The sequence below is a fragment of the Acidimicrobiia bacterium genome, from assembly GCA_030584185.1.
Classification (GTDB): domain Bacteria; phylum Actinomycetota; class Acidimicrobiia; order Spongiisociales; family UBA11373.
Map to the genome: position 1 here is coordinate 542,486 of CP129495.1, position 13,276 is coordinate 555,761.

Below are 13,276 nucleotides of genomic sequence, written 5' to 3' on the forward strand. Positions count from 1 at the left end.
GCGGGTCCTTTGATTGGAGACCTGTCCAGCTAAGTGATCTGCGATCTCGGGATCAGGAGCACCCGGCCGTCCACCCACCCGTCCTTGTTCTCGTCCTCTGTTGAAACCACTCTCGCCCATAGTGCGGCGACCTCAAGGACGCGAACCGTGTCGCCTCCCTGGAAACTCGCGGTCGAGGACAGGTTGGGGTCGGGGTCCGCTCTAATGGTCAAGCCCCCCTTGGGCACGAAGACAACCTGGCCAACTTGCGGGTTCCCGGGCTGAGGGCGGTTCTTGCGCGAGCTGGTAAAAAGCCACGTCGTGAGAATCGACAAGCCAATGTTGACCCCACCTGCGAGTGCCCAGAAATTGTCAAGGTCTTTCTGTGTCCTGAACGTCTGGTTGGGAAACAAGACCAAATCGAAAAAGAGAGCGACCGCCATTGCGGTCGCAATGAAGACGACAATGGCCATCAAGTGCCTCCCGTGTGCCTGCGTGTCCATCGGAGACTACGCCGTTAGGCGCTGAACTTGCCTTGAAATGGTGGACACGGGATTCTGGTCGCCTGACCAGAGAGGAGCCCGTGTATGAGTCGTCCGTCGAAGAATCCGCCTGAGTCTCGCGCTGAGGCGATGGAGCTGGTGGAACGTCTGGTCGGCCTCGGGCGGAGGTGGCTAGGAGTCTGGGGAACAGCGATAACACGCTGCGGAACTGGATCCAGGCCGATCGTGATGCCCGCACCCGTGCCGAGGACCCTGATGGGTTGTCTGAGACTGAACGCGCCGAGTTGGCGCGGTTGCGGCGGGAGAACGCCGGTTTGCGGGCGGATCGCGAGATCCTGCGTAAGGCGGCAGCGCTTTTCGCCCCGGAAGACGACACGGTGAGCCGCTTTGGTGTTGTCGATGAGCTTCGGGCCACCTATGAGGTGAAGCGGTTGTGTCGGGTGCTCGAGGTGTCACGGTCGGGCTATTACGCCTGGCGGTCGCGGAGTCCCTCGGCCCGGGCGGTGGCCAATGAGGCGCCGTTGGGTGAGATCCGTCGGATCCACGCCGAGTCTCGGGGTACCTATGGGTCGCCCCGGATCTTGGGCCAGTTGCAGCGTCGCGGTGTGGGGGCAAGTAGGGGTCGAGTGGCACGGTTGATGGGCCGAAATGGCCTGATGAGGGCTCAATCCCGCAAGAAGTGGCGGCGAGGTCGTCGTGATATCGCCCCGGCTCCTGACCTGTTGGCGCGGGACTTCGCTGCTGATCGCCCCCCAACCAACGGTGGGTGGCAGACATCGTTCAGTTCCTCACCACCGAGGTTCCCTAGCCGCAGCCGCGACAGGTAACCGAGTTCGGGCCCGGGGGGGTGTTGAATCGTTTGTGTGAGGTGTTTGTCCCAGCAACCCTGATCCCGGTTGGGGTCGGAGATAGGAGGCACCCGCATGACTGCTGAGAGTGACATGGGCCGGCGGGATCCGGAGGACCCGGTGATTGACGACGCGATGGTGGATCGGCTGATGGCCCGGGTTGACGCCGAGGGTCTGGAGCTTCTTGGTCCCGACGGGGTGTTGACCGAGTTGACGTCTCGGATCATGAACCGGGCCCTGGAGGTGGAGATGGCCGGGCATCTCGGCTATGAGAAGGGTGATCCGGCGGGGTGGGGGTCGGGCAACAATCGCAACGGGTCATATCCCAAGACGGTGCTGACCGACGCCGGCGGGATCCCTATCGAGGTGCCCCGGGATCGGGAGGGCACCTTCGTCCCGGCGTTGGTGCCGAAGCGGCAGCGACGGATCGCCGGGTTCAACGACTTGGTGGTCGGACTGGTGGCCCGGGGGATGACGGTGCGTGACGTCCAGACCCATATCGCCGAGGTGTATCAGGTGGAGATCTCTGCGGAGCTGGTCTCTCGGATCACCGACGCCATCCTGCCCGAGCTGAGGGAATGGCAGTCACGGCCCCTCGACCCGGTGTATCCGATCCTGTATCTCGACGCCATCGTGGTCAAGGTCCGTACCGACGGCCACGTCCGTAACCGCCCGGTCTATGTCGCTTTGGGTGTCGATCTAGACGGCCGCAAACATGTGCTGGGCCTGTGGCTCGGAGCCGGCGACGAAGGTGCCAGGTTCTGGCTGGGGGTGCTCACCGAGCTGCGTAACCGGGGCGTCTCAGACGTGCTGGTGGCCTGCTGCGACGGACTCAGCGGGTTCGGTGACGCCATCGAGGCGGTCTGGCCCCAGACGGTGGTCCAAACCTGTGTGGTGCATCTGATCCGCAACTCGATCCGCTACTGCTCGTGGAAAGACCGCAAGCAGGTGACCGCGGCGCTGCGGCCGATCTACCAGGCACCCACCAGAGACGCCGCCGCCGCCGCTCTCGAGGGCTTCGCCGCCGAATGGGGGCAGCGGTATCCGGCGATCGTCGACCTGTGGAGACGAAACTGGGAACGGTTCACCCCGTTCCTCGACTTCGACCCGGCCATCCGCAAGATCATCTACACCACCAACGCCATCGAATCGTTGAACTACCAGCTGCGCAAGATCACAAAGACCCGCGGCCATTTCCCCACCGACGAGTCGGCGTTGAAGATCCTCTACCTGGGCATCCGAAACATCGGCCACGACAGGGGGGGTGCACTCGGCACCGGCACCCACGGATGGAAACAAGCACTCAACGCATTCGCCGTCGCCTTCCCCGGACGGCTCCAAACCCGATGAACCAGCAACCTCACACAAACAACTTGACAGGCCCCGGCCCGGCGATCACCGCTGGGTGGGTGGCAACTCGTCCCTGGCTTCGGCCTCCCAGTGGAGGTGCTCTGCGTGTTCAATTATCCAACCGCTCCAATGAAAGATCAAGAAGAAGCCGAGGAAACCAAGAAGCGTTTGTCCTAGCGGCTCACTCCAGACCGGGGTTCCAGGTGGGTTGTCTGACCACGCGTACCCAAACAACGCCAACCCGCACGAGACAATCCCCAAACCTTTCAGCAACCAGCCGAGAACCACCAGCAGTCGGTGCCTAAGACGCACGTTGATCCCTCTTGGCCACACCCTTCGGACCCCGATGCTCCACAGCTTCGCACACCTCTTTGAACCTCGCCCTTATCGACTCGACAGACCGTGCGAACATAACCCGAAGATCAAGCGACTTTCGGCTCATCGACACCCCCATGTCACTCGCGAGGCAGCCATTCCGCGTCAACGCCGAATGTTGTAGATGGTCTGGCGAGAGACGCCAGCGGCTCTCGCGATGGCAGCAATGGCATAGCCGGCCGCGTGGGCTTCTCGGATCAAGTCGTTCCGCAGGTTCGCTACCGCCGTCAGCCGATCGGGATCTAGCAGGTCCCCCAGGATCGCGAGTCGAGCCATCACATCGAGGCGCAGCCGTCCACTTCTCACTGCTCGTCCCCCTCCTCGAGCGCGTCGGCGATGGCGGCGAACTCGGCCAGGGCTGCCTCCAGGTCTTCGACGATCTCGGCTGCGATGACACCCGGCAGCGGCAGATTGGCTGTGTCCTCGAGGGACTCGTCGCGTAGCCACAAGATGTCGAGGCTGGCCTTGTCTCGGGCCGGTGAAAGGTGTAGACGCGACGGTTCTTCGGATCCGGGTCCAAGCCGTTGGCGAAGCGGGTCTCGACCCCTGTCGACTCATACCCGAATGGCAGCGGACGGATCGGCGCCGGGTACATTTCAGGTAGTCCCTCCCGATACTTGTCGGTCTGGAACACCACCCCGGTGAGCGTATGCCCCACCGGCTTCGCCTCGATGGCCCCGACCGCCTCCCGGTTCACAAACAGCAGGTAGTCGGCTCGGCCGTGACCCGCCTCAAGGACCGCCTCGCGCACCGCTACGCCAGTTCCGGCTGCGAGGTTCAGGTGCGCCTGGTCCTGCACCACCCAGCCCGCCGCCAACAGCTGCTCGTCGATGTCCCGACGAGCCAACTGCTCCGCGGCGATGTAGTCGGTGTCAGGCATTGGTCGGGGAGGCTACCGGCCGGCGCGGGGCGGTGCCCATACCGTCAGGAAATCGTGAGGGTTTCGAAAGCCATCGGACGGGCGGGGGACCCGCCGATGGGACGCAAGCCCAAGTCGGGGCGACGCTAAGCGCCGGTTCACCGCCTAGCTCGACCGGCTGTACTCGACGAGGAAGTCGCGGGCCGTTCGCAGGGTCGCCTCGACCTTGTGCCCCTCTAGACATCGCCGATAGGCACCCTCTCCGTTTGCGTCCTCTCGGTCGGTTGGGGCCACGTCATCTACACGCCGCCAAACCCACCCTCCGAAGTTCAGGGGGAAGTTCGCTGGAAGGTCGACGCCGCCGATAAGGCCGTGCATCCCGGTTAGGTCGAGATCATGCGTCAGGCGATTGCGGGCGTACCGCAGGCCGACGAGTGTCGGACCGCGCTCGTCCCCTTCCCGCCGTGCGACATAGTCGTCTCCCGAGGGTCCCTTCCAGAAGGAGTCGTTGAGCACGCAGACCCACCAGAGGGCTTCGGCGAGCGCGGCGAACGCGCGCTCATTGTGTCGAGCGGCACGCTCGAGTGCCCGATCCAAGGCCTCGAAGGCGAGAGTGCGCTTCTCTCGCATGGCTCTCCCCTACTGGCTCGCCGCCACTGCGGCTTCCAGCCTGGACAAGAGGCTCGCGTACTGCTCTCGCAAATCCCCTACCGGCTCCCGGCCCGGCAGCCTTCGACCGTCGATGTACCCGGCGGGCTGTTCCCACTTGGTCACCGTGTGGCGAGACACATCAAGGAGCCGAGCAATGTCCTGCTGGGTGTACCCGGCACGGCTACGAATGGACGCTCGCTCAAGGGGAGAGGGCAGCGAAGGATCAAGGCGACCACCCTGGCGGCGGGTGTTGAACCGGATCGCCGCATTCTGCTCGACCTCGGTCAGGGGACGGCTTGTCTCTCTCAGCCACCATCCTGGGTCTGTCGCGTACCAGCCGATGCTGACGAAACCACACTGCTTGAGACCCATCCGCCGCTCCTTCTGCAACCGCCGTGCAACCGCCGCTACGGCTACGCTGGGGTGAAACCGGCAGGCTGTTGCGCTGCAAGGGTTTTCTGGCTCCGGGGGGGAGATTCGAACTCCCAACCAACGGATTAACAGTCCGCTGCTCTGCCGTTGAGCTACCCCGGAAAGGCGGGGAAGGGTACCACCGGCCGATCAGCCGCCCTCCAGGTAGTCCTTCAACTTCCCGGCGCGCGACGGCTGGCGCAGCTTGGCCAACGCCTTGGTCTCCAACTGTCTGACCCGCTCCCGGGTCACCCGAAAGTGCTGGCCGACCTCCTCGAGGGTGTGGATGCGCCCGTCCCTGAGCCCGAACCGCATGATCAGCACCTCGCGCTCCCGCTCCGACAGCTCCTCGAGCACCACCCCCAGGTAGTCCTGGAGCAGCCGGAACGAGGCGGCGGCAACCGGCGCCTCGGCGTCGGGGTCCTGGACGAAATCGCCGAGGGTCGAATCGTCCTCCTCCCCCAGCGGGGACTCCAGGGACAGCGGGTCCTGGGCGATGCGACGCAGCTCGGTCACCTTGCTCGGCTCCATGTGGAGATCGGCGGCGATCTCCTCGATGGTCGGCTCCCGGCCCAGGTCCTGGTTGAGCGCCCGCTGCACGGCCGCCAGCTTGTTGATGGTCTCCACCATGTGCACCGGAACCCGGATGGTGCGACCCTGGTCGGCGAGGGCACGGGTGACCGACTGGCGGATCCACCACGAGGCGTAGGTGGAGAACTTGAAACCCCGGCGGTAGTCGAACTTCTCGACGGCCCGCATCAGGCCCAGATTCCCCTCCTGGACCAGATCGAGCAGGGGCATTCCCCGTCCCACGTACTTCTTGGCGATCGAGACCACCAGGCGCAGGTTCGCCTCCACGAGCCGTTGCTCGGCGCGCTCTCCGGAGCGCACCGCCCGCTCCAGGAACACCCGGTCGGTGGCCGGGGCGTCGGGGCTGAGATGACGCAGCTTCTCGGCAGCGCGCTCCCCCGCCTCGCGCTGCATCGCCAGCTCCACCTCCTGCTGAGTGTCGAGCAGCGGCACCCGTCCGATCTCCTGCAGGTACATGCGCACCGGGTCGGTGACCTCGATCTCGTCGTCGCCGGGGAGCACGTCGAAGATGGCGTCGTGGGTGTCCTCGCGAATCTCGACCGAGTTCTCGCGCAGGGTGTCCATCACCGAGTCGAACGACTCGGATCCCGCCTCGGCCTCCTCGAGCTCCTGCTGGACCTCGGTGACCACCAGGAACCCGCGCTGGCGGGCACGGGCAAGCAGCTCGGCTATGACTTCATCCACGCTCATTGCTGCTTCCCGAGATCGCGGCGGCTGCGTTCCAAAGCTATCAACTCCTCGAACAAGGCGGAATAGGCCTCTGAGCCGGGGGAAGTCGACTCCACGCGGCGCCTCAACTCCTGGATTCGGCGTTCCATGGCCCCCACCTGAACCTTTCCCAACACCTCGCCCGGATCCGGGAGAGGCCTGTCGAGTGCGGCGAGGCCCCGCAGCATCACCGACACCTCCGAGTCGTCCTCCCCCAGGAGCGAGCCCAGGTCGGGTGGGTCCCCGGGTTCGAGCGCTTCCAGTACCGGCACCAGCATCTTGTAGGCGGCGGCATGGTCCTCGCGAGAGAACACACCGCTCAGGTCGCCGCCTCGCACCCCGGGGTGGTTGGCCAGCATCAACCGGAGCAGCTCACGCTCCGCCTTCTCCACACCGCCGAGCCGCTCGGTGGCCACCGCCGGTCGTGGCGGCGCCTCGACGCCGGGAACCGCCGCCTCCACGGCGCGGTTGACCACGTCGAGATCGACACCGGTGCGCCGCGACACCAGCACGGCGTACTCGTGACGGGTGATTCGGTCGGGATGGCGAGCGACGGTCTCGGCGGCCGCCCGCACCGCCCGCCCGCGGGCTTCGGGCTCGGAGAGATCGAAGGACTCCAGCTGCTTGTCCAGACGGAACTGGAGGAGCGGAGTGGAGCCTGCCACCGCCTTGGCCAGAAGCTCGGCCTCGCCCGCAGCCACCACGTCGGCGGGATCGCGACCCTCGGGAAGCAACGCCACCCGCAGATCCAGATCCCCCGGGACGCTCCGCTCGAAACCCCGCAGGCTGGCCGCAGTGCCCGCCTCGTCGGCATCGAACATGAGCACAACCTTCTCCGAGAACCGACGCAGCAGGTCGAGATGCTCCTCGCCGAGGGCGGTCCCGCAGGTGGCGACCGCAACCGGCATCCCGGCGAGGTGCAGGGCGATGACGTCGGTGTACCCCTCGACCACCACCGCCTCGCCGCGCCGCACGATGTCCGACTTGGCGGCATGGAGCCCGTACAGCAGCTGCGACTTGTGGTACAGGGGGGTCTCCGGCGAGTTCAGGTACTTGGGACCGTCCCCTTCGAGAAGCCGGGCACCGAACCCGACGGGGTCGCCGCGAACGTCGTGGATCGGGAACATCACCCGGTCCCGAAATCGGTCGAACACCCGGCCGGTGCGGGCCCGTACCGCCAGGCCGGCAGTGACCATCACGTCCTCGGGCACCTTCTTGCGTCGCAGGTGGTCGACCAGCGACGAGCCATCCCCCGGGCTGTAACCGATGAGGAAGCGATCCACGACGTCGGCGTCGTAACCGCGTCCCCGCAGGTAGCCGCGTGCCGCCCCGGCATCACCGCCCGTCTTGAGACGGTCGTGGAAGAACGCCAGGGCCTCGGCGGTGGCGTCGACCAGCACCTGACGACGGTCACGACGCTTGGCCGCCTCCGGGTCCTGATGCAGCGTCACCCCGACGCGGCGGGCCAGCATCTCCACCGCCTCGGAGAAGTCGACGGCCTGGGTCTCCTGCACGAAGCGAAACAGGTCTCCGCTGCGCCCACACCCGAAGCAGTGATACAGGCCCCGGGCGGCATCCACGCTCATCGACGGGGTCTTCTCCTGATGGAACGGGCACACCGCCATCACCGAACGCCCCGAGCGCCGCACCTTGGTGACCTCCCCGACCAGTTCGGCGAGGTCGGTGGAGTCCCTCACCCGCTCGATGTCGTCACGCCGGTAGGCCATCGCGGCGAGTGTACCGGGGGCGGTCGCGGCCACCCCGGGGGGACTCAGCCGAGGAGGCCCTCGAGGTGATCGACCAGGCCGGCGATCGGCAGTCGCACCTGTTCGGTGGTGTCGCGATCACGGATCGTGACCGCCCGGTCCTCGAGCGTCTCGAAGTCGATGGTGACGCAGTACGGGGTCCCGATCTCGTCCTGGCGGCGATACCGCCGGCCTATCGACTGTGTCACGTCCACCTCGATCATCCAGCGCCGGCGGAGCATCGCCGCCACCTCGTGGGTCACCGCCACCAGATCGTCCTTCTTCGACAGCGGGAGGACGGCCACCTTGATCGGGGCGAGGCGGGGATGAAGCCGCAGCACGAGGCGACTCTCCCCACCCACCTGATCCTCGTCATAGGCGTCGATGAGGAAGGCGAAGGCGGAACGGGTCACCCCGGCGGCCGGTTCGATCACGTAGGGGAAGAAGCGCTCGCCGCTCTCCTGATCGAAGTAGCGCAGGTCCTCGCCGCTGGCCTCGGAGTGCGCCTTGAGGTCGAAGTCGGTGCGGTTGGCGATCCCCTCCAGCTCGTCCCAACCCCATGGGAACAGGTACTCGACGTCGCTGGTGGCGGCGGCGTAGTGGGCCAGCTCGTCCTCGACGTGAGGGCGCAGGCGCAGGCGCTCCTCGCTCATCCCGAGGGAGCGATACCAGTCGATCCGCTCCTCCAGCCAGTACCGGTACCACTCGTCGGCCTCCTCGGGCCGGCAGAAGAACTCCATCTCCATCTGCTCGAACTCGCGGGTGCGGAATACGAACTGGCCCGGGGTGATCTCGTTGCGGAACGACTTGCCCACCTGGGCGATGCCGAACGGGAGTTGCATGCGGGCGGTGCGGCGCACGTTCTCGTAGTTGGTGAAGATCCCCTGGGCGGTCTCCGGCCGCAGGTAGGTGACGGCGGCGTCCTCCTCCACCGGTCCGAGGAAGGTCTTCAACATCAGGTTGAACGCCCTCGGGTCGGTGAAGGACCCGGTGGCACCACACTCGGGGCAGGTGTCGGGGTCGTCGAGCTTGTCGAGGCGGAACCGGTGATGACACGAGGTGCACTCCACCAGCGGATCGGTGAAGGAGGCCTCATGACCCGAGGTGACCCATACCTGGCGAGCCTGGATGATGGCCGAGTCGATGCCCACCACGTCGTCGCGCTCCTGCACCATGGCGCGCCACCAGGCCTCCCGCAGGTTGCGCAGCAGCTCGGCGCCCAGCGGCCCGTAATCCCACGAGGAGCGCAGGCCCCCGTAGATCTCGGATGCGGGGAACACGAACCCACGGCGCTTGGAGAGGTTGACGATGGTCTCGAGGTCGGGGGCCGGCATGGGCGCCGATGTTAGGGGTGGACGGGGTGCCGGCGGTCGGAGGGTGTGCCCGTGGCGGAGCGGGCCGGAGGCTCGACGGCGGCCGGCGACCCTGGATGCCCCTCCGACGAGCGGACGGCACGCCCCCGATCACACCCTGCCGAAGCGTCGCTCCCGGCCCCGGTACTCCGCCACGCAGGCCTCGAGGTCGGCGGTGTGGAAGTCGGGCCACAGCGTGTCGGGGAACACGTACTCGGCGTACGCCGCCTGCCACAGCAGGAAGTTGCTGATCCGCTGCTCCCCGCTGGTCCTGATCACCAGGTCCGGATCCGGCATGTCGGGCATCTCGAAACGGGCCGCCAGCGCCGCCTCGTCCACCTGGTCGGGCCGTACGAGGCCGGCGGCCACATCCTCGGCGAGGCGTCGGGCGGCGGCGGTGATCTCGGCTCGCGCCCCGTAGTTGAAGGCGAACACCATCGTCATGGCGGTGTTGCCCGAGGTCAGCGCCTCGGCGTCGGCGATCCTCTCCCGAAGCAGGTCGGAAACACGGGGATCGTCGCGATCTCCGAGGAACCGCACCCGGACCCCGAGCTCGTGCAGTTCGTCGCGCCGCCGCAGCAGCAGGTCCTCCTTGAACCCCATCAGGAACTCCACCTCGTCGCCCGGGCGATTCCAGTTCTCCGTGGAGAAGGTGAACACGGTCAGCCACTCGATCCCCAGGCCGAGGGCGCCATGGACCACGTCGAAGAGGGCGGACTCCCCGGCGGCGTGCCCGGCGGTACGCGGAAGTCCCCGTGCGGTGGCCCACCGGCCGTTGCCGTCCATGATGATGGCCACGTGGCGAGGATCAGGCATCGAGTATCGGTGCGGCCAGCCGCCGGTCGAGGTGATACTCCATGAACCGCCGCACCACGCCCATCGCCTCCCCGGAGAACGAGGGGTCGGCAGTGGGCAGATCGGAAAGGTCGATGGCGGCGAGGCGCTCCAGGTAGGCGGTGAGCCCGGGCCGCAGTGGGATCGCCCCCGGCACCCGGTCCCGCTCGCAGAGAACCCCACCCCCGGCGAAGGAGAACCGGCTGAGGTCTTCACGGCGCCCGCACCCGGCGCAGTGATCGAGGGCGGGGGCGATGCCGACCACGCCCGCCAGCTTGAGGAGGAAGGATGCGATCACGTCGGGATGGGCCGGTTTCGCCTCGAGAGCCCGCAGGCCGCGCTGCAACAGCAGGAAGGAGCGCCGGGACCCCTCGTTCTCCTGAACCACGGCGTCGATGGCCTCCACCATCGTCCCCGCTGCCAGCACCCGGTCCAGGTCGCCACGCACCCGAGGGAACGCCTCGATGACCGAGACCTGGGTGATGGTGTCCAGGTTGCGGCCCTCATAGAGGACCAGGTCCACGTGGGTGAACGGCTCCAGGCGACCCCCGAAGCGGCTCTTGGTGCGGCGAACCCCTTTCGCCACCGCTCGCAGCCTCCCGTGGTTCGGGCTGAGCATCACCACAACGCGATCCGCCTCCCCGAACGGGAAGCTCCTCAGCACGATCCCCTGGTCGTTGCGCAGCGCCACGGCGACAGCGTACCGGCGCCCCATCCGCCACCCGGGAACCGGCGGGCCCCGACCGGTCGTCCGAAGGAGAGACGACCGGAAGGAACAATCGATGCGCGCCGCCCTCGCCGCCGCCCTTCTGGCCATTTCCCTGCCCTCGACCGCCGCAGCACAGACCCCATCCCCCCTGCCCCCCTGCCCCTGGTGGCACTGCGGCGGCCCCGCCGACCTGGTCGTCGAGGAGTACCGGCTGGAGGTGGAGATCACCGACGGCATCGCCACGACGCGGGTTCGCCAGGTGCTGCGCAACGACGGAGACTTCGCCGGCGAGGGCGAGTTCCTCCACCCGATCCCGGTGGACGCCACGGTCACCGGCCTCACCCTGTGGATCGACGGCGAACCGGTCGCAGGCGAGCTCCTCGGCGGTGACGCCGCCCGACAGACGTACGAGGACATCGTCCGCCGCACCCAGGATCCGGCCCTCCTCGAGTGGGCGGACGATGCCCTGTTGCGGCTTCGGCTCTTCCCCATCGAGGCCCACTCGAGGCGAACGGTCGAGATCGAGTACCGCCAGGCGCTCGCCTCCGACCACGGACTCGCCCGCTACCGCCATCCGCTGGGAAGGGAACACGCCGCCACCATCGAGTCTCTGTCGGCCCGGATCGAGATCGCCTCCGCCGACGGGGTGAAGACCGTCTACTCGCCCTCTCACGACGTCGGGATCGATCGCATCTCGGACGGACGCGTCGTGGTGGGGTACGAGGCGTCGGAGGTGGCGACCACCGACCTGGTCCTCTATCACTCGACCGGGGCGGGTGCCGTCGACCTCGACGTGGTGACCTACCGTGACGGTGAGGAAGGCTGGTTCCTCCTCCTGGCATCCCCCGGGCTCGAAGGCGGAGGCGCCGTCGTGGCCAAGGACCTGATCCTGGTCCTCGACGTTTCGGGAAGCATGGAAGGCGAGAAGTTCATCCAGGCTCGTGACGCTGCCGCCCACGTCCTCGACGGCCTCAATCCCGGTGACCGATTCGAGGTGATCGCCTTCTCCACCGGGACCACTTCGTTCGGCGACGGGCTGCGACCGGCATCCGAGGCGCCGGCGGGGCGCGACTGGCTGTCGACCCTCGCCCCCGGGGGCTCCACCAACATCGACCTGGCACTCGAAGAGGCGCTCGATCGGGCCGAACCGGGCCGGCCGGCGTACGTGGTGTTCCTCACCGACGGGCTCCCCACCGAAGGTGTCGTCGACACCGCCACCATCCTGGAGAACCTCGATCGGCGCAGCAGCGATCAGGTGTCGATCTTCGCCTTCGGCGTCGGCTATGACGTGGACACCTTCCTGCTCGACTCGATGGCCAGGGAGCACCACGGAAGCACCACCTACGTCACCCCCGACGAGGCGATCGACGCCGCCATCGAGTCGCTGTACTCCCGGATCTCGTCCCCGGTGCTGACCGGAGTGAGCCTCACCGTCTCGGGCGTCACCGTCTCCGACCTCCAGCCGCAGCCCCTCCCCGACGTCTTCCGAGGTGGTCAACTGGTGGCGGTGGGCCGGTACACGGGAGCAGGGCCGGCCACGATCACCCTCACCGGGCGCTCCGGGGGCGACGAGGTTCGTCTGGTGTTCGACGACGTGCTCTTCACCGAGTCGGGTGGGGACCCGTCGGTGCCGCGGCTGTGGGCCGGTCGCAAGATCGGCGAACTGCTCCGCTCGGTGCGGCTCGACGGCCCCGACCCCGAGACCATCGACCAGATAGTGCGCCTCTCGATCAGATGGGGGATCGTCACCCCGTACACCTCCTACCTGGTGACCGAGGATGCCCCGTTCGGGGAGCAGGCGCTCGAGGACATCAGCAGCGAGGCGGCGCGCCAGGCCGCCGACACCCCCACGCAGTCCTCGGGGAAGGCGGCGGTGGATGAGGCCGACGCCGCCGCCGGGCTGGTTGCCGCCGAGCGCCTGGCGTCGATGCCCACCGACCTCGTGATCCTGGCGGGTGACCGTACCCTGCTGTGGAGCGACGGCAGATGGATCGACACCCTCTACGACCCCCAGATGCCGGTGGTACGCATCTCCTTCGGCTCGGTCGAGTACTTCTCGCTGGCGCAGCGACCGGAAATGGGAGCGATCCTGGCGGCGGCGGCGGAGATGATCGTGGTCGCCGATGGCGTGGCCTACGAGGTGGTTCCCTCCGGCGAGCCATCCGATCCCCTGCCCGAGAGCACCACCGCCGCCGAGCCGACCACGTCGACCGTGCCCGGGGAAGCCTTCGCCCCCCCGGCGAGCTCGGCGAGAGGGGAGTTCCCGGTCGCCTTGCTGGTCATCGGTGCCGCCATCGCCTCGGCTGCGATCCTCGCCTTCGGAGGAATCCGACGCCACCGTTGATCGAACGACTCACACGT

General features: G+C 67.3%; 10 protein-coding genes, 1 tRNA gene and 1 pseudogene. 2 read left to right on the forward strand and 10 right to left on the reverse strand.

Annotated elements, in window-relative coordinates; all coding sequences use genetic code 11:
• Positions 1–29: 29 nt before the first annotated feature.
• Complete coding sequence (locus QY307_02790; GenBank protein WKZ83193.1) at positions 30–482, reverse strand: SH3 domain-containing protein; 453 nt, start codon at positions 480–482, stop codon at positions 30–32.
• Positions 483–1,423: 941 nt separating this feature from the next.
• Between QY307_02790 and QY307_02795 the strand changes: the two genes are divergently transcribed.
• On the forward strand, positions 1,424–2,680 hold the full coding sequence (locus tag QY307_02795) for an IS256 family transposase (protein WKZ83745.1): 1,257 nt from the start codon (positions 1,424–1,426) through the stop codon (positions 2,678–2,680).
• Positions 2,681–3,357: 677 nt separating this feature from the next.
• Here QY307_02795 and QY307_02800 read toward each other — a convergent pair.
• The 9 genes and pseudogenes from QY307_02800 to recO all read right to left on the reverse strand — a co-directional run bounded on the left by QY307_02800 (position 3,358) and on the right by recO (position 10,897).
• Positions 3,358–3,531, reverse strand: a pseudogene (locus QY307_02800) (SAM-dependent DNA methyltransferase).
• Positions 3,532–4,079: 548 nt separating this feature from the next.
• Positions 4,080–4,544: a hypothetical protein gene (locus tag QY307_02805; GenBank protein ID WKZ83194.1), complete on the reverse strand. Its 465-nt coding sequence runs from the start codon at positions 4,542–4,544 to the stop codon at positions 4,080–4,082.
• Positions 4,545–4,553: 9 nt separating this feature from the next.
• Entirely contained in the window at positions 4,554–4,937 is a 384-nt protein-coding gene (locus QY307_02810; GenBank protein ID WKZ83195.1) for a helix-turn-helix domain-containing protein, read from the reverse strand.
• Positions 4,938–5,024: 87 nt separating this feature from the next.
• Positions 5,025–5,099 (reverse strand) — tRNA-Asn (locus tag QY307_02815).
• A 27-nt stretch (positions 5,100–5,126) separates the two neighbouring features.
• Positions 5,127–6,257 carry an RNA polymerase sigma factor RpoD gene (rpoD, locus tag QY307_02820; protein WKZ83196.1) on the reverse strand — a complete coding sequence of 377 codons (1,131 nt, stop codon included), beginning with the start codon at positions 6,255–6,257 and terminating at the stop codon, positions 5,127–5,129.
• Positions 6,254–8,002, reverse strand: a complete 1,749-nt coding sequence (gene dnaG / locus QY307_02825) for a DNA primase (GenBank protein ID WKZ83197.1) — start codon at positions 8,000–8,002, stop codon at positions 6,254–6,256. The genes rpoD and dnaG overlap by 4 nt, the downstream gene beginning before the upstream one ends.
• A gap of 44 nt (positions 8,003–8,046) precedes the next feature.
• On the reverse strand, positions 8,047–9,354 hold the full coding sequence (locus QY307_02830; protein WKZ83198.1) for a glycine--tRNA ligase: 1,308 nt from the start codon (positions 9,352–9,354) through the stop codon (positions 8,047–8,049).
• A 129-nt stretch (positions 9,355–9,483) separates the two neighbouring features.
• Positions 9,484–10,170 (reverse strand): polyprenyl diphosphate synthase, encoded by a 687-nt coding sequence (uppS, locus tag QY307_02835; GenBank protein ID WKZ83199.1) that lies wholly within the window; start codon positions 10,168–10,170, stop codon positions 9,484–9,486.
• A 10-nt stretch (positions 10,171–10,180) separates the two neighbouring features.
• Positions 10,181–10,897, reverse strand: coding sequence for a DNA repair protein RecO (gene recO / locus QY307_02840; GenBank protein WKZ83200.1), 717 nt, complete (start codon positions 10,895–10,897; stop codon positions 10,181–10,183).
• A gap of 91 nt (positions 10,898–10,988) precedes the next feature.
• Between recO and QY307_02845 the strand changes: the two genes are divergently transcribed.
• Positions 10,989–13,259 carry a VIT domain-containing protein gene (locus tag QY307_02845; GenBank protein WKZ83201.1) on the forward strand — a complete coding sequence of 757 codons (2,271 nt, stop codon included), beginning with the start codon at positions 10,989–10,991 and terminating at the stop codon, positions 13,257–13,259.
• The last annotated feature ends 17 nt before the right edge of the window (positions 13,260–13,276 follow it).

Bases quoted from the DNA above. Each gene is read 5' to 3' on its own strand.
- QY307_02810 (WKZ83195.1), bottom strand. From the start codon at position 4,937: ATGGGTCTCAAGCAGTGTGGTTTCGTCAGCATCGGCTGGTACGCGACA.
- QY307_02805 (WKZ83194.1), bottom strand. From the start codon at position 4,544: ATGCGAGAGAAGCGCACTCTCGCCTTCGAGGCCTTGGATCGGGCACTC.
- QY307_02795 (WKZ83745.1), top strand. From the start codon at position 1,424: ATGGGCCGGCGGGATCCGGAGGACCCGGTGATTGACGACGCGATGGTG.
- QY307_02830 (WKZ83198.1), bottom strand. From the start codon at position 9,354: ATGCCGGCCCCCGACCTCGAGACCATCGTCAACCTCTCCAAGCGCCGT.
- dnaG (WKZ83197.1), bottom strand. From the start codon at position 8,002: ATGGCCTACCGGCGTGACGACATCGAGCGGGTGAGGGACTCCACCGAC.
- QY307_02790 (WKZ83193.1), bottom strand. From the start codon at position 482: ATGGACACGCAGGCACACGGGAGGCACTTGATGGCCATTGTCGTCTTC.
- rpoD (WKZ83196.1), bottom strand. From the start codon at position 6,257: ATGAGCGTGGATGAAGTCATAGCCGAGCTGCTTGCCCGTGCCCGCCAG.
- QY307_02845 (WKZ83201.1), top strand. From the start codon at position 10,989: ATGCGCGCCGCCCTCGCCGCCGCCCTTCTGGCCATTTCCCTGCCCTCG.